Below are 18,359 nucleotides of genomic sequence, written 5' to 3'. Positions count from 1 at the left end.
AAGCCTTGCTACTGAATCAGAAGCTGAGCCCACCATGAAACAATTCGCGTTGTTCGCTCTGCTCTTCATCGGCCTTATTCAATTCACTACCGCTCAAGAAAAAATCCCCCGCGTCGCCGTCATTACCACGGCTTGGTATCCAAACTCCCACGCCGATGTGATCGGCGGGCGGTTGCTCGAGGGATACAACCTCAACGGCGAGGGTGAATTTCCGCAGCTTAAGCTGGTTTCGATCTTCACCGATCAAGTGCCGGCGAATGACAAAAGTCGCGCGCTGGCCGAGAAACATCACGTGCCGATTTTCGACACCATCGAAAAGGCGCTCACGCTTGGTGGCGATAAGCTAGCGGTCGATGGCGTGCTGATGATTGCCGAGCATGGGAAGTATCCCGAGAACGACACCGGCAGCCTGGTGTATCCCAAGCGGCGGCTCTTTGGCGAGATTGTCGCGACCTTCGAAAAAACAAAAAAGGTCGTGCCCGTTTTCAGCGACAAGCACCTGGAAGCGAGTTGGTCGGACATCGATTGGCTGTGGCAGACGGCGAAGAAGCACCACATTCCGCTGATGGCCGGCTCGTCGCTGCCGCAGGCTTGGCGGATTCCGCAGGTCGATCTGGAAAAAGGGAAAGCCGTCAAAGAGATCGTCGTCACGTCGTATCATCGACTCGATTCATACGGCTTTCATGGGCTCGAAGGTTTGCAGTGCCTCGCCGAGCGCCGCCAGGGTGGCGAGACGGGCGTGAAACGAGTTCGTTGCCTGCAAGGAGAAGAAGTCTGGAAGGCGATGGATGCGGGCGAGTTTAGCGCCGCGCTGCTCGAGCAAGCAGTGAGCAAATTTCAGGATAGGCCGTTGCCGGCAGGCAAGAAGATTCGCGAGTTGCCGAAGAAGCCGGCTCTTTTTCAGATCGAATACAACGACGGCTTGAAGGCGAGCGTCGTGACCATGGACAACGGCCTCGCTGAATGGGCCGCTGCCTGGAATTATCAGGACGGCGGCGGCGATGCGTTTCTGTATCGGCTGCAGGAGGATCACCCTTATGCCCACTTCACCAACCTGCTGAAGGGGGCCGAGCAGATGATGCACACCGGCAAACCGACCTGGTCAACCGAGCGGACCTATCTCACCAGCGGCTTGCTCGATTCGCTGCTCGTCAGCAAGAAGAACGGCGGTAGTTGGCTCGACACGCCGTTTTTGAACATCAAGTATCAAAGCGACTACGACTGGCGCGAACCGCCAGCCATGCCGCCACTCACGCCGAAGAAAAAGTAGGCCGCCTCAAGCAAATCTCAAATTCGCCGTTGACTCGCCTTATCTGTACTAATAGTATTAGTACGGACAAGCGAGGGCCGGTTATGATTTTTCAGATCGATGTCGCCAGCCGAGTGCCCATTTATCGGCAGCTGGCCCAGCAGATCCGCGAGGGAGTGGCCCGCGGCAAGCTAGCCGCGGATGAGCGACTTCCCAGCGTGCGCGAGCTGTCGCGCACGCTTGTTATCAACCCCAACACGGTCGCGCGGGTTTATACCGAGCTCGAACGTGATGGCGTTCTCAATACGCGGCCCGGCCTCGGCGTGTTTGTCGCGCAGCCGCGCAACGACCTGACGCGCCGCGCGCGGAAAGATCGGCTGGCTACGCTCGCTGATCAATTGCTGACCGAAGCCGTCCATCTGGGCTTTAGTGCGCAGGAAGTTTTGTCGCTCGTCACCGAGCGCATTGCGAAGTTTCAATTTCCGGAATCCGTCGCGAGTGAATAGTCATGCAACCCGCCATTGCGACTCAAGGATTGACGAAATACTACGGACGCAAGTGCGTCGTCAACTCGCTCGATCTGCACGTGCCCACGGGCTCCGTGTATGGATTGCTGGGCCGCAATGGCTCTGGTAAATCGACAACGCTCAAGATGTTGCTCGGGTTCGTGCACCCTGATCGAGGATCGGCTGACTTGCTCGGCCACAACATTGCGCAGCTCGCGCCCGAAGTGCGAGCGAGGGTGGCCTTCACCGCCGAAGGGCATCCGTTTCTGCGATGGATGACCGTCGACGAAGCGGTACGGTTCACGCGTTCCTTTTATCCGCATTGGAACAGTGAACTGCTCGATCAGATTCTCGATCACTTTGCCCTGCCGCGACGAGCCAAGATTCGCAGCTTATCGAACGGCCAGCGGGCACAAGTGTCGCTGGCGCTCGCGGTCGCGCCCGATCCGGAACTGCTGATCTTGGATGATCCGACGCTGGGACTCGATACCGTCGTTCGTCGCGACTTTTTGGAATCGTTGATTCAAATCATCCAACGCGAGGGGCGAACCATTTTGATCAGTTCGCACATTCTCGCCGATGTCGAACGGGTCGCCGATCGAATCGGGATTATGGTCGACGGCGTGCTGCGAGCTGATTGCCCGACCGAATACTTCAAGCTGTCGCTGCGGAAAGTGATCTTGGAATTCGCGGGCGAACCACCGACGTTTCCCGCGTGTGCCGGCCTGGTGAGCAGTTGGCGCGTCGGCCATCGACTGGAAGTGGTGCTCGTCGGTTACGGAACCAGGCACGAACAGCTGATCGAATCGCTCGGGCCGTTGTCGACCGATGTGCTCGAGTTGTCGCTAGAAGATGCGTTCATCGAATACACCCGCGGGCCGCGTCGCGCGCTCCCGCTGCTCAACGTGGAGAACCGAAATGTCGAGCGCACTTACGCTTAAAGAATTGCGCGAAAGCGCCGGCCTGGCAGCCCTGGCCTTCGTCGGGTTGCTGATCTTCGCGCTGGCCGCGATCGGCAGCAATCCGCTGTGGTTCGTGTTCGGTCGCGGTGGTGGAGCCGGCGGCGGAATTCCCTTTTTGTTTGATTCGTTCCACTGGAACTATTGCTTAGCCGCCGCGAGCGTGGGGATCGCGCTCGGCCTTAAGCAGTCGCTGGGCGATCTGTGGGGCGAGGCCCATTTGTTTTGGCTGCACCGGCCTGTCAGTCGTCGGCGCGTGTATCTCACCAAAGTTGCCGTTGGCTTGTTGCTGTATCTGCTGCTGGCTGCAGTTCCGCTCGGGATTTATTCGTGGTGGGCAGCGAGCCCGGGAACACACGCCAGTCCTTTTGAATGGTCGATGGCGATTCCCACTTGGATTGCGTGGCTCGCGCTGAGCGTGATTTATCTCGGCGCGATGTTAGCTGGCATTCGGCCTGCCGCTTGGATTGGTACGCGTTTGCTGCCGCTGGTCGCCGCGATTGGCTGTGCGCTGGTGGCTTGCATGCTGCCGGCGTGGTGGGGCTTGGTCAGTACGGTGGTCGTCGCCGGTGTACTGATTTCGTTGATCGTGTTCGTTGCCGAAACCAGAGATTTTGCCTAAGGGTGCGACATGTCAACTGCTTCTACGCCAGTGCGAACGCTTTTACTTGCCGCCGTTGTGGCCGCGGGCCTATCGGGCGTTTGGTTCATGCTCGTGACGACGCTGATCAGCATCGTCGAGCGCTCTGGACCGCCGACTGATTTTGAGCAAATCACCGTACGCGCCGATGGTGAACCGGTCATCCTCAAGCAGAATTCGACCGGCGTGCAACAGCAGTTACTTACGCTCGACCGCCAGCCGACGGCGGGAAACATTTACCAGATTCTGCATCTCAGTCATTTGCCACTACCGGGCCGAGAGATGGTGGAACCTGCGGGCCGCGACTGGTCGCAGCGCTTAGCTTGGGTCAGCGATGGCGGCTCGCCGCAGACGTACTGGTATTTGATTCATGATGGCGAACCGGATGGGCACGCATACGGTGTGGGCTACAGCTCCGTAACGCGGCGCGTCGTCGGCTACATCGGCAAGAGTGGCTTCACCGAGCACCTGCCGCCGCGCGACGATTGGTTTCAGTTCGCGGGGAATGCCGCGCTCGCGTATGGAACGACGGAGCGAGTCTACCGGGAACCCTATTGGAACGTTCAGCCGTCGCTGTACTTGCTGGCCAGCGGCAAGCTGTGGGATCTGAACACCCGCACAAAAACCGTGAAAGAAGTACTCGATTGCCCAGAGGCCGTGGGCATTGGTTGGGCATGGCAAACGGCAGCTAAACTTCCGGAACCCAAGGCCGATGGCACGCAGGAGCAAAGCAGCCAGACGACCCCGCGAGCCATCATGCTGCGGACGCCGAACGCTTTGATCGTCGTCGAGTCGAAGACGGGAAAGTCGCAAAAATACCCGTTGCCGCAGCAACTGCAACCGCTGCTCGTGGGCGGAGTGCAGTTGGCCGATGGCCAACTCCTCGCGTTCCGGCAAACGCCCGCGATTCAAACGGTAGCGTGGATCGATCAAGCAGGGAAGTTGGTTGCTGAAAAGGAGGTCGTGCTCAACAGCTCGGTCCGAGAGATGAAGCCGGCATCCGTCGCCGTGGTGAGCTCGCTGGTCGCTCCCGCTCCAGTCTGGCAACTCTGCATGCTCGGCTTCTTCTCGCAAGTTCCCCTGCGTGCAGCCGGAGTAGATCCCGGCGCCACCGCATTCGGCAGGGCAATTTCACTCGGCTGGCCCGGCTTCGTCGTGATCCTGTGCATCAGCCTCGGCGTCGCCTGGGCCACGTATCGACGGCAAGTGAGCTATCGACTGCCGGGCGCGATTGCCTGGGCAATCTTCGTTCTAATGTTCGGGCCATTGGGCTACCTCACGTATCGTTGGCATCGTACTTGGCCGGTTCTCGACGATTGCCCGAATTGCAACCATCAGTCGCCCCGCGATCGCGAGTTGTGCACCGAATGCGGCGTGGAGTTTCCGCCACCGAAGCTAACTGGCACCGAAGTCTTTGCTTAAGTGCTCGAGCCGCGAAGTCGCTCTCACGCTCGCGCGCGAAAGACATCGAACAAGCTGAGGAGCATCTCGCGCAGGTTGCCTTGATGTTGCACGTAAGCTTCGGCGACATCAGAGGGCGTGATGCGATCATCACTCTCGGGCAAGAGCCGTTGCACGATGTCGAGCGCCAGCTCGAGCTTGGGCTTGGTGGTGAAGAGAAGCGGCAGGCGAACTGGCTGATGAGCCGTGACGAGCAGGCCCGCGCCGCGCTGTCGGCAACGAGCGCGCAACAGCAGACATTGCCACAGACTGAGCTGCTCATAGCCATCGATAATGACCAGCGTGTGGTCATTCCAATTTCGCCAGGCGAGCGCAGACCAATCGAGACCGCGGCGTCCCTGCACTTGCTGCTGCACAATCTTGCGACCTAGTTGCTCGAACGCAGGATGGAGCGCGGCGAGGAGCGAGCTTTTGCCACTGCCATGAGGGCCGATGATCGAGCCGCGCCAGTGTTGCGACTGCAAATCCGCGGCGAGACTCCCTGCCGTGATGCCTGACGGAAAGACATAATCGAGCGCGCCAGGTTTGATGAAGCGCGTGGCGAAAGGATTGCTGCCTTCCATGAGAGACAAGTTCTGAGTTTTGGGTTCTGAGTTTTGAGACAGGAAAAAGAAAGAGTGAAGAGTTCTCTCCTGTCTCAGAACTCAAAACTCAGAACTACTCGTCGTCATCCGCAGCAGCAGACGCGGGATCAACGGGCACGGCGGGGACCGAGCCAAGCGTAAAGGGATATTCGAGCACGTATTCCTTGCCGCGACGAGCAAAGAGTCGCAAGCGCACGCACCAGCGGATGCGCAGGATTGCGCCATCGTAGGTGAGTGGGCTATTGGGGAGATAGATTTTGAATCGCCGCAACGGCCGCAAGTCGCCATCTTCGGCATCGGCAGGGAGTCGACGTTCGAAGTAGTGTACTCCGAGGTCTTCCTCGCCTTTGCCTTCGGTGATCCAGAGGACCGAGGCTTCGACGGCTTGCATGTCGGAGGTATCGATGGCGTCGATCTGGTATTCGCAGATCAACTCATCGCCCGCCGCGTATTGCTTACGGTTCCCGCCGAGGCAAATGCTGAGGAGCGGTTCATCTTGCAGGCTCGTGCCGGTCATGCCCGCACCCCCGCTCCGCCGGCCACGACCCGAAGCGGCGGTGTCATGGCCTGTCGTCTCTGCTCGGAACTCACCTGCACCTGCAGCGTTTGAGTGCTCGGATAAACGACGAGCGGAAACGCCCGCCGAAACTCCGGCCAGCCTTCGGCCGAGCCGCGCACCACTAGTCGCCAGTGGACCGAGTTGTGAGGCCCTTGAAACGAATGCATCGCGTCGGCAGGCACCGCAACAAAAAACGAACACTGAAACGGCTGGCTGGGCTCGATCAGAAAATCGGTCTGCTCAAACACAGCGCGGCGAAAGACTTCGCGCACTTCGGTGCGGCAGTCGGTCCCTTGGTGATAGGTCGCTTCTTCTTCGCAGATCAGGCAGACTTCGAACTTGAAGACGCGAATGTGTCCTTGCTGCCAGACCGACGCGCGATACTCGCGGCCGGCTTCGAGCGGCAGATCAGAAACCTCGACGGTGGTGGGACCCATGCCCGTATGCACCACAATGAGTCGCAGCAAGTAATAGATCGACCAACCGCCGATGGCCAAAAACGGCAGCACCACGGCGGTGAGATACCAGTCGCTTTCGCGGGCAACATGCGTGCGAACCGCAATGACCGTCAGCACGCAAGCAACGGCATTCCAAGCCAGCGTAAAAATCGTCGCCGCGAGCAATCGCCAGGCCGGCGTTTCGGTGCGCGGCAAACGATAGCTCAGCTCAATGCCGGGGCTATTCTTCAAACCTTCGAGATCGGGAATGGTGGGATATTCGGGACGGGCGGGAATGACATCGCTGAGCGCATCGATCTCGGTCGCCGTTTGCGCCATTGCCGAGCGACGTTCGACCGATACGCCGATCCGCAGAACGGTCCAAATCAAACCAGCGCTGCCGAGCACGGTGAAAGGAGCGGCGACCATGATGATCAGCCAGCGCCCCAGACCAAATCCATACGCAGCGGGATCGTGCAGACTAATGAGCGATGCAATCACGCCCACGCCGAGCAAAAAGATAGCGGCGAAGAAGAGCGCTTCTCCCACGCTGCCGGCCAGATTGGAACCGGTACGTCGGGTGCCTCGCTTCTTCTCCAAAAACCGAAACAATCGGGCCACTCAGGGGCTCCGCGAAAAAAGTCTGCTGACGCTGGGATGTGCGTCAGTTTGGCGCGCTGCTCAGGACGCGCGAAAATAGCCGCACTCGATTATAGGTCTGCAGCGTTTGCTGCTCCAAGGCCGTACGGGACCGGATTTGCGGTTTCCGGGGGATATAACGCAGGTGAAATCCGTAAATTCTCTGCATTCCGGATTTTCCTTGAATTGACAACGCCCTTCACACCAGCCGAGAATAAAGTTGCTGCGCACGCATTGACTGCGCCCGCGCGGCTCCGGAACAGACGTTCGCTTGCCCAGGCTCATCTTCAAACGAACGCCCCATACTGGGAAAGCCGCGCAGCATCTGCAGAAGATGCCCCGGCCGAATTTCGTCGCTCGCACATCTTCATGGCATCGTTGCCTTTTGGGAGTTTCGCATCGTGGCTGCACCAGGACCGAAGAAAAAGGGGGACTTCACCGAAATCCTCCTCCGCCGCCGCATCGTCAGTCAGGACCAAATCACCGAAGCCCGTCAGGTAGCCAAGGACGGCAACGCCAACCTGGCCGAAACGCTCATCAAGCTCGGCTATGCCACCGGCGAAGAGGTGATGCAAGCCGTTGCCCAGGAGCACGGCCGGGCTTATATCGACCTGAGCGAGGTCGACATTCCGGAAGCGATCATCGAACTCGTGCCGGAATCGGTCGCCCGCGAGCAATCGGTACTCCCCCACTCGGAGGTAGACGGCACGCTGACGGTGATTGTCAGCGATCCGTACGACATCGATACGGTCGAAAAGCTCCGTTTCATTCTAAACCGCAAAATCGAAATCGCCCTCGCCCCCCGCGAGCGGATTCTGGAAGCGATCAACAAGTATTACAGTCAGATAGAAGGTGAATCGGCGGACTCAGTGCTCCAAGAATTCACCGATACGGCGATCGACTTTACCGAAACCGAATCGGCGACCGTCGCCAGCAACAACGAAGCCGTCGACGAAAACAGCGCGCCGGTCGTCCGCATGGTCCAGTTGATGATTCAGGAAGCCGTCCAGTTGCGGGCTTCGGACATCCACGTCGAGCCGTTCGAAGAAGTAGTTCGAATTCGCTACCGAATCGATGGCATTTTGCACAAGCGCGACAGCCCGCCTCGCCGCTTGCTGTCGGCGATCATCTCCCGCATCAAGATTCTGGGGAAGATGGACATTGCCGAGCGACGTCGCCCCCAGGACGGGCGGATCAAGGTAACCGTCGGCGACAAGGACCTGGACCTTCGCGTCAGTATCATTCCCACCGCCCACGGTCAGTCGGCGGTCATGCGGATTCTGAACAAGGACAATATCAAAGTCGGCGTCCGGCAATTAGGTCTGCACGAGACCGACTTCAATAAGTTCCAGAGTCTGCTCAAACGGCCGAACGGAATTGTCCTCGTGACCGGACCCACCGGTTCGGGGAAGACGACAACGCTCTATGCCGCGCTCAATTCGATGAACCGGCCGGACAAGAAGATCATCACGGCCGAGGATCCGGTGGAGTATTACCTTCCCGGCATCAACCAAGTTGAGGTGAAGCACAACATCGGCCTCGATTTCAGCCGCATCATTCGGTCGATGTTGCGGCAGGCACCCAATGTGATCCTCGTCGGCGAAATGCGTGATGAAGAGACGGCACAGATGGGCATCCAGGCATCTTTAACTGGACACTTGGTATTTAGTACTCTACATACGAACGATGCGCCCAGTGCTGTAACGCGCATGGTCGACATGCACGTTCCGGCTTACCTCGTCGCGAGCAGCGTGGTAGCCGTGCTGGCGCAGCGGTTGGTGCGCCTGAATTGCTCGAAGTGCAAGCACCCGATTCAGCTCCCAGAATCGGTTTTGAACGACGCAGGTATTCCTTTGGAACTAGCCAAGAAGGCGACGTTCATGAAGGGGAAGGGCTGCGGCAACTGCAACAAGAGCGGCTACCGCGGACGCCAGGGAATCTTTGAACTAATGATGATCAGCGGCAAGATTCGCGAGATGATCTTCAAGAACATGTCTTCCCTGGAAATACGTAAGGAAGCATGCCGTTTGGGGATGAGCACCCTCTACGTTGACGGGATTCGCAAGGTCATGTCGGGCATCACCACGCTCGACGAGGTCTATCGCAACGCTAAGCGTAACGAAACGGACGTAATCTCGATGTAATTCGCCGCGCGTCGCCTCCCAGGCGACCCGCCATTTATTTCGCACGCAAACTAATTACCAGATGTTCTCGAAACGACGAAATCGCGAGCTCGCAGTTAGTCGTGCGGTCTGAGATCGGTGCCAGCCGGCGAACGAAGTTCAGCCGGCGGCCGGAAAAGTCATTCAAGTCAATTCAACAGAAAAATCAGCTTTTCGCGCGCGGGCTTTTGCCTGGGGTCCTGACGCTATCAATAATCGGTTGTGCTCAGGAACAGAGTCTTATCACCAAAGAGCACAAACGCAGGGACAGTTGTTAAACCGGCGACGCAGGCGGATCTTTTTCCAGGCGTCTTAGGCATGACAAGCGTTCGCAATTCGGAACCAATCACGAGTCGGGCCAGAGGCATTCGTTTTCTCCCCGCCGTGTGAATTCATATTTTTCAAGGACGTTTTCCGCGGTAGGCGAACCGCGCGGCTAGTGCTGCGCGCTTGGCTGTAACGCGGTTGAGGTACGTATGGCTTCCATTCTCATCGACAAACTGTTGCAGGCTGCCGTCAAGCAAGGGGCGAGCGATATCCATATCGTTACCGGCCAGCCTCCGGTCTTTCGGCTGCACGGGCGCATGCGCAAGCTCGAGACCAAGGTTCTCGAGCCGGAAGACAGTGTCGCCCTGATGAAGAGCATCGCCCCCGAACGCTGCCAACGCGAACTGCAGGAACGAGGCAGCGCCGACTTTGGGTTTGCCTTCGGCGACCTGGCTCGCTTTCGCGTTTCGATCTTCAAGCAGCGCGGCCACGTCTCGATGGTGCTGCGGCAGATTCCGAACAACATGCTCACCCCGCAGCAACTCGGGTTGCCCGAAGTCTGCGTGAAGATGGTGATGCGTCCCCGCGGTCTCTTTCTGGTGACCGGGCCGACCGGTTCGGGCAAATCGACCACGCTGGCCAGCCTGGTGAATTACATCAACGAGACGGTTGACCATCACATCATCACGATCGAAGACCCGATCGAGTTTTATCACTATCACAAGAAGTCGACCGTCAATCAGCGCGAGATCGGCGTCGATGTGCCGAGCTTTTCGGAAGCGATTCGCCGTGCTCTGCGGCAAGACCCCGACGTGATTCTCGTCGGCGAAATGCGTGACTTGGAAACCATCGAAGCCGCCATCTCGGCTGCCGAAACGGGCCACGTGGTGTTCGGCACGCTGCACACCAACAGCGCTCAGGGCACGATCAACCGTATTATCGATGCCTTTCCCGGTAACTTGCAGGACCAGGTCCGCACCCAGTTGTCGACGTCGATCATCGGCGTCGTGGCTCAAACGCTGCTGCCAAAGATCGGCGGTGGCCGCTGTGCAGCTTATGAAATTCTGGTGGTCACGCCCGGTATCGCGAACTTGATCCGCGAGAACAAAACGTTCCGCATCAACAGTGCGATTCAAACCGGTATGAAGTTCGGCATGCAGCTGATGGACGATCACTTGTTCCGGCTGTGGCTCGAACAAAAAGTCACGCTCGAAGACGTCCTCAGCAAAGCGCAGAACCAGGACGAACTGGCCAAGCGCATTCACAACGCTCAGCGCGGCATCATGGACGATCCGTCGCAACAAGGCGGTCCCGATTTGAATTCCGCTCCTAAGGGCCATGGTGGGCACTAATTTTTTCCCCGGATCCAAGTTCCTAGCTCCCAGTTCCTCCTATGGCCATCCGTCGCATCGGTCAGATTCTCGTCGACTTAGGCTTCATCTCTGATGAGCAATTGGAGATGTTGCTCGAAGAGCAACAGAACCGCCCCGGCACGTTGCTGGGAAAGATCGCGCAAGAACTGAACCTGGTCAATGAAGATCAGCTCGCGCAGGCCCTGTCGGAACAGATGGGGATGAAGGTCGTCGACCTGGGCGAAATCGCGCTCAGCGTCGATCTGGTCGCGAAGATCTCGGAGTCGATGGCTCAGCTCTATCGCGTGGTGCCGGTTCACTTCGAAGGCAACTCGCTGACCGTGGCAACCTGCGATCCGCAGAACATCACGATTCAAGACGAGCTCCGCTCGATGCTCGGCTATCACATTCGGACGGTGATCGCCACCGAAGCCGATATCAAAAAGACGCTCGACCGTTACTACGCGTCGGATAAGGACACGGTTTCGAGCCTGGTTGCCGAGCTCGGCAACGACAAAGAGCTCGAAGCGGCGATGAAGGCCCTGGAAAAGGGGAAGCACGACCTGGGCGATCTCGAGTCGCTCGCCGATAGCGCGCCGGTTCGCAAGCTGCTGAACATGGTGTTGCTCCTCGCGATCAAGGATCACGCCAGCGACATTCACTTCGAGCCGTTCGAAGATGAGTTCCGCATCCGCATCAAAGCCGACGGCGTGTTGTTTGAAATGGTTCCGCCGCCGCGGCACTTGGCATTTGCGATCACCACTCGCATCAAGGTGATGGCGAATCTCGACATTGCCGAACGGCGGTTGCCGCAGGACGGCCGGATCGAGCTCACGGTCGGTGGTCACCCGGTCGACTTGCGCGTGAGCGTGCTCCCGACGCTGTTCGGCGAGAGCGTGGTTATGCGGGTGCTCGATCGCTCGGTGGTGTCGCTCAGCCTCGCCAAGGTCGGCTTCGAGCCGGCAATGCTCAAAACGTTCCGCACAATCATCGATCGTCCGAACGGCATTGTGCTGGTGACCGGGCCGACGGGTTCGGGAAAAACAACCACGCTTTATTCGGCACTCACCGAGCTCAACCACGTCGAAGACAAACTGATCACCACCGAGGACCCGGTTGAATACGAAATCGACGGCATCGTGCAGATTCCGATCGATCACGAAATCGGCGTGACCTTTGCCGCTTGCTTGCGGGCCATTTTGCGGCAGGATCCCGACATCATTCTGGTCGGCGAGATCCGCGATCTCGAAACGGCGGAAATTGCCATTCAAGCAGCCCTCACGGGGCACATGGTGTTCAGCACGCTCCACACCAACGATTCGCCGAGCACGATCACGCGTCTCAAGGACATGGGCGTGCCGACGTTTTTGATCACGGCCACGGTCGAAGCGATTCTCGCGCAACGGTTGGTGCGGCGCATTTGCGCGGGCTGCCGCGAAGAGGTCGCTCCTTCGGAAGACTTGCTGTCCGATCTCGGCATGACCGTGGCCGACGTCGCCGACAAGCGGTTCTTCCGCGGCCGCGGCTGCGAGACCTGCAACAACACGGGCTACAAAGGCCGCGTCGGTTTGTATGAGTTGATGATCGTCAACGACACGATCCGCGACATGATCATGCAAAACGCTTCGGTCGACGATCTCCGCAAGTGCGCGGTCGGCTTCGGCATGACCACGCTCCGCGAGTCGGGCATGGCCAAGGCCTATGAAGGTGTGACGACGCTGGATGAGATTGTGCGCGAAACGATTTTGGAAGCGTAAGGAAGTAGTTCTGAGTTTTGAGTTTTGAGTTCTGAGACCAGAACGTCAAAGCTCCTGTCTCAGAACTTGAAACTCAGAACTCAGAACTTTTTGTTTTCCTCTACTCCGCGGGGGTTTCCCGATGCCTACCTATCAATTCGAAGCCATGGACGCTACCGGCGCGGAAATCCGCGACGTGATCGAGGCCCCTTCGGAGGAAGAAGCCCAGCAGACCATTCGGCAGATGGGCTATTTCGTCACCAAGATCGCCGCCAAGCGGCAATCGGGTGGTGCGAAGACCGCTGGCGGCAAAAAGAAACGTCCGCTGGCCTTGGGTGGCGCGAGCAGCAAACAGCTCGCGATGTTCACCAAGCAGCTTTCGATTCTGCAGGACGCCGGCCTGCCGATTCTCCGCAGCTTGCGGATTCTCGAATTGCAACAAAAGCCGGGCAAACTCAAGAACGCGCTGATGGACGTCGGCGATGAGATCGAAGGTGGCGCCACGCTTTCGGAAGCGATGGCCAAGAGCCCGTCGGTCTTCAGCCGTCTGTTTGTGAACATGATCAAAGCCGGTGAAGCGGGCGGTGCTCTCGAAGTGATTCTTCGCCGCTTGTCGGAGTTCCTCGACCGGTCGGAATCGCTGAAGGCCAAGGTCAAGGGCGCGATGATTTACCCGGTGGTCGTCGTGCTCGTCGCGATCATGATCCTCGTGTTCATCATGATCAAGATCGTGCCGGTGTTCCAAAAGATGTTCGACGAGTTCGGCCTCAAGTTGCCGTTGCCGACGGAGATTCTCATCAATCTCTCGAAGTGGCTGGTCAAGGACGGCTGGTGGTCGATGCCGCTCATCCCGGTCGTGGTCTTTGTCGTCATCAAGATCATTCGCAAGTTCAAACAAGGGCGCATGGGCTGGGACTTATTCTGGCTGAAGTTGCCGATCATCGGCATGCTCACCGAAAAGAACATCATGGCGAGAACATCGCGAACACTAGGAACACTGGTGGCGAGCGGTGTGCCGATTCTGGAATCGCTCAACATCACTCGCGAAACGGCAACCAATGCCATGTTCGAGCGGATGTACGGCAAGGTGAGCGACGCCATTCGCGAGGGCGATACCATCGCCAAGCCGATGGCTGCCAACGCCAAGCCTGGTTTTCATCCGGTGGCCGCGGGGCTGTGGTTCGCGCTCGGCGCGTTCGGGCCGCTGTTGCTCATGTGCTTGCCCAAGGTGGCCGAGAAGGCAGGCGGCTATCACATGTTCATCATGTTTGCCTGTGCGGCGGGCATCATCGGCCTGGCTTACTACTTCCTGAATATGAACAAGCGCGTGGTCGACGAACTGGTGGTGAACATGGTCGACGTCGGTGAGGAAACCGGCGAACTCGACACCATGCTCTACAAGGTAGCCGACGTGTTCGATGAAGAAGTGACAACGCTCACCGATGGTTTGATGAAGCTGATCGAACCGTTGCTCATCGTGTTCCTCGGCGTGGCGGTCGGGTTCATCGTGGTGAGCCTCTTCTTGCCGCTGATCTCGCTCATCCAAGGTTTGACGTAAGTAAGTCTTCTCGTCGTAGCCACGCTCTGGCGAGCGTGGCTACTCATCATCTCATCGCTACGAAAAACGACACAGGTTGCAGGAGCTTACTATGTCTACCTCTCACCGGTTTATTGCCGGGAGTACCCGGTCTTCGCGACGAGCGTTCACGCTGGTCGAAATGCTCGTGGTGCTGGGCATCATCGGCGTGCTGATCGCGCTGCTGCTGCCTGCCGTGATGTATGCACAGCGCACTGCCCGCAACGCTGCCTTGGCGCTGGAGATCAAGAATCTCGACACCGCGCTCAATACCTACAAGCAACAGCGAGGTGAGTTTCCGCCCTGCTTCGGCGATTACAACAGCAGTGGCAACCTGGTGTATAGTACTGCCGCTCGCACTAGCAGCGTTGTTGAACGTCACTTGCAACGGTGCTATCCCAAGTTCATCGACAATCCGATGAATTCCAACGATTTCAAGGACCAGTTCTACACGGCTGCGATGAACGTGGATCAAGCCGAAGCGCTCGTGCTCTGGCTGAGCCTGATCAGTACCAATCCGGCGAACCCCTTCGAAACAACGGCCACTCGCAGTGGCTACTATGAGTTCAAGCAAAGCCAGTTGGTGGACAACGGCGATAGCGATGGCATTCCAATTTATGTGTCGCCTTATACGCGCGAACAACCTTTCATCTACGTCGAGAACCGCAACTACACGAGCTTCATGCGGCAGAACTGCTATGCCCGCGCTCTGTTGCCAAACGGCAACAACGCTCAAACGCTCCCCTACGGTTCCGCGCCGACGGCACCGATGAACCCGACCTCGTTTCAAATCTTGACCGCCGGTCAGGATGGCGACTGGGGCGACCTGCCCGCGCCCGCGAGCAACATGTATCCAGCCAAGGTGTTCCCTACGGACCTCGGGGGTTATTACAAGCCTGGCGACAAAGACAACCTGACCAACTTCAGCGGCGGAAAAACCTTGGGTGACTCTCGTCCGCAGTAGCGTGTGAGGCTTTGCCAGATCAGTGGCAGAATTGGGAACAGGCCGATGAAAAACTCACTCAAAAATCGCCAAGGCGACGCCTTCACCGTGATTGAACTCATGGTGGTGATCGCGATCCTCGGTCTGCTGATGGCCATCAGCATGTCGGCCTTCGGGGCTGCCATCGCACAAGCCAAAATCAGCCGGACGAAGGTGATCATCGCCAAGCTCGATCAACTGGTGATGGAACGTTATGAGGGTTACCGCACCCGGCCCATTCCGATTCGACCGCCCGCCAATCAGGACGTGCGCACCTCGGCTCAGAACCGCTTGCTCGCGTTGCGCGAAATCATGCGAATGGAATTGCCGGGCAGCAAGCAGGATGTCAATGACAATCCGGTGATTCCCGGAGTCACCCGGACAGCGATTAGCCGAGGCTACGTGCGGCGCGTGCCCAGCGGTTGGACCGAATCCTGGCAACAAGCCGAATGCCTGTACCTGATCATCGCTTCGATGCGTGACGGTGATAAATCAGCTCTCGATTTCTTCAGCCCGGAAGAGATTGGCGACATCGATGACGATGGCGTGCCGGAGATTCTCGACGCCTGGGGGACGCCGATTCAGTTCATTCGCTGGCCGGCAGGCTATCTCAGCGATGATACGAACTATCCCGCGCTGACGATGCAGAATCAAACCACGCCCGATTCTTTCGATCTGCTCAAAGCCGATTACCGCTGGAATCCAACCAACAACTCCACGCTCAAGCCTTACGATCTCAAACCGTTAATTTTTTCCTACGGCCCTGACCGGCAATTGGCCGGGCCATCGGTGTCTGCCATCCAGTATTCCGTTACGACGCCAACTAAAAATGATCCCTATTTCCACATGGGATCAGATCCGCTTCCTGGCGCTATCACCGATGCCGCTGCCTACGCCGCCTCCGCCGACAACATCACCAATCACTATCAGGAGGCCGAGTAATGCGTAGGCAACACTCGCCGAGGCGGGGCTACACGCTGGTCGAGCTCCTCGTGGTGATCATGATCGCCATGCTGCTGATGGTGGTCTCGCTGCCGGTCGTCAAAACCGTGATGGACGATGCTCGCCCGCGCGAAGCGTCGCGAATTTTGAACTCGACATTGTTCACCGCCAAGAGCCGCGCGGCCTTCACCACGCGTTTGGCTGGTGTCGAGTTCGTCATGCAAGCCGTCGGCGACACGACGATGAACCCGACGACTTACCAGTGCACGCAGATGTATCTGTGCGAAGTCCCGGCGATGTATGCCGGCGACTCGACGTTGTCGCAAGCGACGATCAATGTCGACACGCAATCGCCATCGGGCTCGCCGCGCTCGCCGAATACTTTTTACAACTACAAGCTCTACCTGATGGATGGTCCGGTTGGAAACAGCTTGCCGAGCTCTTCTGACAGCACGACGAAGACCGCGAACTACCTGATTGATCAAGACATCTTCGAGATCCGCTTCGACTTTCGCGGCCCGTGGTACACCGGTCATCGAATCGGGACCGAAAGCTTCACCGTCGACATTCCCGGCAATCCGCCACCATGCGTGATGAGTTCGACCAACCCGCCGAACAACTTTTGCCGCTCGGCGCCGTTTCAAATTCGCCGGCCGCCGCAACGCGTCGGCAATGCGGTGGAACTGCCGCGAGGAACCGCCATCGACATGATGTTCAGCGGCATCGGTCAGCAAGGCGAAGATTTTGCCGATACGTCGGCGCTGCGAATCATGTTCACGCCCGAAGGGAGCCTGCTTAATTACACGCGCATGAATCGCCAGATGATGGGCTCGCCCGTCGCGGCAACGAATCCGGTTTTGGGCACCGCACACTTCCTCGTGGGTGTTCCGCAAAAGGTAACCGGCCGTCAGGAAGAAGCGATGGGGGCGTACACCTACACCGATGCGAGCAAATCGAACATCGCCGATTTTAATGCTCTGTGGGTTTCGATCGGCCGAGCGTCGGGCGTGGTGACCACCAACGAAAACGCTCCCAATCCGACCTTTAGCGGCGACCCGAGCATGAATGCGATTCGGCAAAGCTACATCCAGCAATGCCGGCAGTACGCGACCGCGCGCGAACAAAAGGGAGGCCGCTAAATGACTCGGCAATCGACCAATCGCCGCGGCGTGAGCATTCTCGAAGTTCTCTTCGCGATCTTGATCACTTCCATCGGCCTGATGGGAGCCATCGCGGTTTTTCCCGCGGCGCTTTTGCAAATCAAGCGTGGCCAGCAAGCCGACGCGACGGCTGCCGCCGGCCTCTCGGGCATTCACATGTTCTACGCCATGAACATGCAGCAGCCTGGCCGTTGGTTGCTGCCTTCGACCACCGCGCCGCCGTCGTACTGGCCCACAGCGGGAGTCACCAATCCTTTGCCGCGAATGCCTGCTCGCAGCATCGACGGCCAGTGGTACATCGACGGGCAGTTTGGTTATTGCATCGATCCGCGGTTCGTTGCTGCCAATTCGCCGCCGTCGATCATGAGCGCCGACTCGAATGCGAATTACTTTCCCTACGGTCAGTCAACCAGTCCGATGCTCCGCGTCACGCTGAACAACGGCGCGCTGAATTCGACGACTCCCATGACTCCCTTGCATGCGGAATCGATTTTTCGCATCGACGACGACCTGTCATACCATCGTTTCACCGGCCGCTTGAATGGTATCGACGTCGATCGTACCAATCACTCGGAATCGATCTTCGTGCAAGGCAGTTCTGGCAACGCGCTCAAGCGCGAGTCGGACGGGCACTTGTCCTGGATGGCGACGCTCACTCCCAAGCTGGAGCGAGTTGCTGGAGCCTCCGAGAATCTCTTCAATCTGTCGATCGTGGTTTTTTACGATCGGCCGATCCAACTGCAGGCCACCGGCGGCTACGACGCCTCGGAATGGGACTTGGCCGTCAACATGACCAGCAGTATGAGTGGGACGTATGGCGGCGGCATCAGCGGCGGCGACATGCAGTTGACAAACACGGCTACTGGACTCACGACGGAAGAGCAGGCTCGTCGTTTGAGTCTGCGTCGCGATCAATGGATTATGCTCGCCAGTTTCACCTTGATCAGCGGTCGGCGGGTGCCGCAGTGCCGGTGGTATCGCGTGATTGATGCCGACGAACCCAACGGCGCCTCGGTTGAGGTCACTCTCTCGGGAGCCGACTGGGAAAACACCAATCAGCAGGTTCGCGCCGTGGTTTGTCAGGGCGTGATCGCCGTGTTTGAAAGAACCATCAAACTGGATCCGCGCAATTAGCCCTCGGGCCGATG

16 protein-coding genes are annotated in these 18,359 nt (G+C 58.3%); 13 read left to right on the top strand and 3 right to left on the bottom strand.

The genetic code is table 11. The features are described 5' to 3' along the window. Nucleotides 1-34 precede the first annotated feature (34 nt). The 5 genes from M9Q49_RS31770 to M9Q49_RS31750 all read left to right on the top strand — a co-directional run bounded on the left by M9Q49_RS31770 (nucleotide 35) and on the right by M9Q49_RS31750 (nucleotide 4,776). Nucleotides 35-1,270: a hypothetical protein gene (locus M9Q49_RS31770; RefSeq protein ID WP_254513344.1), complete on the top strand. Its 1,236-nt coding sequence runs from the start codon at nucleotides 35-37 to the stop codon at nucleotides 1,268-1,270. An 83-nt stretch (nucleotides 1,271-1,353) separates the two neighbouring features. Beyond that, nucleotides 1,354-1,755 (top strand): GntR family transcriptional regulator, encoded by a 402-nt coding sequence (locus tag M9Q49_RS31765; RefSeq protein ID WP_254513343.1) that lies wholly within the window; start codon nucleotides 1,354-1,356, stop codon nucleotides 1,753-1,755. A gap of 2 nt (nucleotides 1,756-1,757) precedes the next feature. Beyond that, the gene (locus M9Q49_RS31760; RefSeq protein ID WP_254513342.1) at nucleotides 1,758-2,696 is read left to right on the top strand and encodes an ABC transporter ATP-binding protein; all 939 of its coding nucleotides are present in this window, start codon (nucleotides 1,758-1,760) and stop codon (nucleotides 2,694-2,696) included. Then, nucleotides 2,674-3,336 carry a hypothetical protein gene (locus M9Q49_RS31755; RefSeq protein ID WP_254513341.1) on the top strand — a complete coding sequence of 221 codons (663 nt, stop codon included), beginning with the start codon at nucleotides 2,674-2,676 and terminating at the stop codon, nucleotides 3,334-3,336. Before M9Q49_RS31760 ends, M9Q49_RS31755 begins: the two co-directional genes overlap by 23 nt. Before the next feature lie 9 nt (nucleotides 3,337-3,345). Continuing rightward, nucleotides 3,346-4,776 carry a hypothetical protein gene (locus M9Q49_RS31750; RefSeq protein ID WP_254513340.1) on the top strand — a complete coding sequence of 477 codons (1,431 nt, stop codon included), beginning with the start codon at nucleotides 3,346-3,348 and terminating at the stop codon, nucleotides 4,774-4,776. 23 nt (nucleotides 4,777-4,799) lie between these two features. On the opposite strand, the gene M9Q49_RS31745 is transcribed toward M9Q49_RS31750, so the two are convergent. The 3 genes from M9Q49_RS31745 to M9Q49_RS31735 all read right to left on the bottom strand — a co-directional run bounded on the left by M9Q49_RS31745 (nucleotide 4,800) and on the right by M9Q49_RS31735 (nucleotide 7,016). Next, the gene (locus M9Q49_RS31745; protein WP_254513339.1) at nucleotides 4,800-5,387 is read right to left on the bottom strand and encodes an ATP-binding protein; all 588 of its coding nucleotides are present in this window, start codon (nucleotides 5,385-5,387) and stop codon (nucleotides 4,800-4,802) included. An 85-nt stretch (nucleotides 5,388-5,472) separates the two neighbouring features. Beyond that, nucleotides 5,473-5,916, bottom strand: coding sequence for a hypothetical protein (locus M9Q49_RS31740; protein ID WP_254513338.1), 444 nt, complete (start codon nucleotides 5,914-5,916; stop codon nucleotides 5,473-5,475). After that, complete coding sequence (locus M9Q49_RS31735) at nucleotides 5,913-7,016, bottom strand: hypothetical protein (protein ID WP_254513337.1); 1,104 nt, start codon at nucleotides 7,014-7,016, stop codon at nucleotides 5,913-5,915. The genes M9Q49_RS31740 and M9Q49_RS31735 overlap by 4 nt, the downstream gene beginning before the upstream one ends. A 419-nt stretch (nucleotides 7,017-7,435) precedes the next feature. Here M9Q49_RS31735 and M9Q49_RS31730 point away from each other — a divergent pair, with 419 nt between their 5' ends. The 8 genes from M9Q49_RS31730 (at nucleotide 7,436) to M9Q49_RS31695 (ending at nucleotide 18,345) form a co-directional block, all read left to right on the top strand. Next, nucleotides 7,436-9,178 (top strand): GspE/PulE family protein, encoded by a 1,743-nt coding sequence (locus M9Q49_RS31730; protein WP_254513336.1) that lies wholly within the window; start codon nucleotides 7,436-7,438, stop codon nucleotides 9,176-9,178. Nucleotides 9,179-9,672: 494 nt separating this feature from the next. Continuing rightward, the gene (locus M9Q49_RS31725) at nucleotides 9,673-10,815 is read left to right on the top strand and encodes a type IV pilus twitching motility protein PilT (RefSeq protein WP_254513335.1); all 1,143 of its coding nucleotides are present in this window, start codon (nucleotides 9,673-9,675) and stop codon (nucleotides 10,813-10,815) included. 41 nt (nucleotides 10,816-10,856) lie between these two features. Further along, nucleotides 10,857-12,572, top strand: coding sequence for a GspE/PulE family protein (locus M9Q49_RS31720; protein ID WP_254513334.1), 1,716 nt, complete (start codon nucleotides 10,857-10,859; stop codon nucleotides 12,570-12,572). Nucleotides 12,573-12,693: 121 nt separating this feature from the next. Next, nucleotides 12,694-14,109 carry a type II secretion system F family protein gene (locus M9Q49_RS31715; RefSeq protein WP_254513333.1) on the top strand — a complete coding sequence of 472 codons (1,416 nt, stop codon included), beginning with the start codon at nucleotides 12,694-12,696 and terminating at the stop codon, nucleotides 14,107-14,109. 91 nt (nucleotides 14,110-14,200) lie between these two features. After that, nucleotides 14,201-15,091, top strand: coding sequence for a type II secretion system protein (locus M9Q49_RS31710; RefSeq protein WP_254513332.1), 891 nt, complete (start codon nucleotides 14,201-14,203; stop codon nucleotides 15,089-15,091). Nucleotides 15,092-15,136: 45 nt separating this feature from the next. After that, nucleotides 15,137-16,051, top strand: a complete 915-nt coding sequence (locus M9Q49_RS31705; RefSeq protein WP_254513331.1) for a type II secretion system protein — start codon at nucleotides 15,137-15,139, stop codon at nucleotides 16,049-16,051. Further along, complete coding sequence (locus M9Q49_RS31700) at nucleotides 16,051-17,190, top strand: prepilin-type N-terminal cleavage/methylation domain-containing protein (RefSeq protein WP_254513330.1); 1,140 nt, start codon at nucleotides 16,051-16,053, stop codon at nucleotides 17,188-17,190. The genes M9Q49_RS31705 and M9Q49_RS31700 overlap by 1 nt, the downstream gene beginning before the upstream one ends. After that, complete coding sequence (locus M9Q49_RS31695) at nucleotides 17,191-18,345, top strand: type IV pilus modification PilV family protein (protein WP_254513329.1); 1,155 nt, start codon at nucleotides 17,191-17,193, stop codon at nucleotides 18,343-18,345. Nucleotides 18,346-18,359 lie beyond the last annotated feature (14 nt).

Source organism: Anatilimnocola floriformis (genome assembly GCF_024256385.1).
In the GTDB taxonomy this organism is placed as follows: Bacteria; Planctomycetota; Planctomycetia; order Pirellulales; family Pirellulaceae; genus Anatilimnocola; species Anatilimnocola floriformis.
Note: the sequence above shows the minus strand (reverse complement) of the source record. Positions and strands in the feature narration are given on the sequence as shown.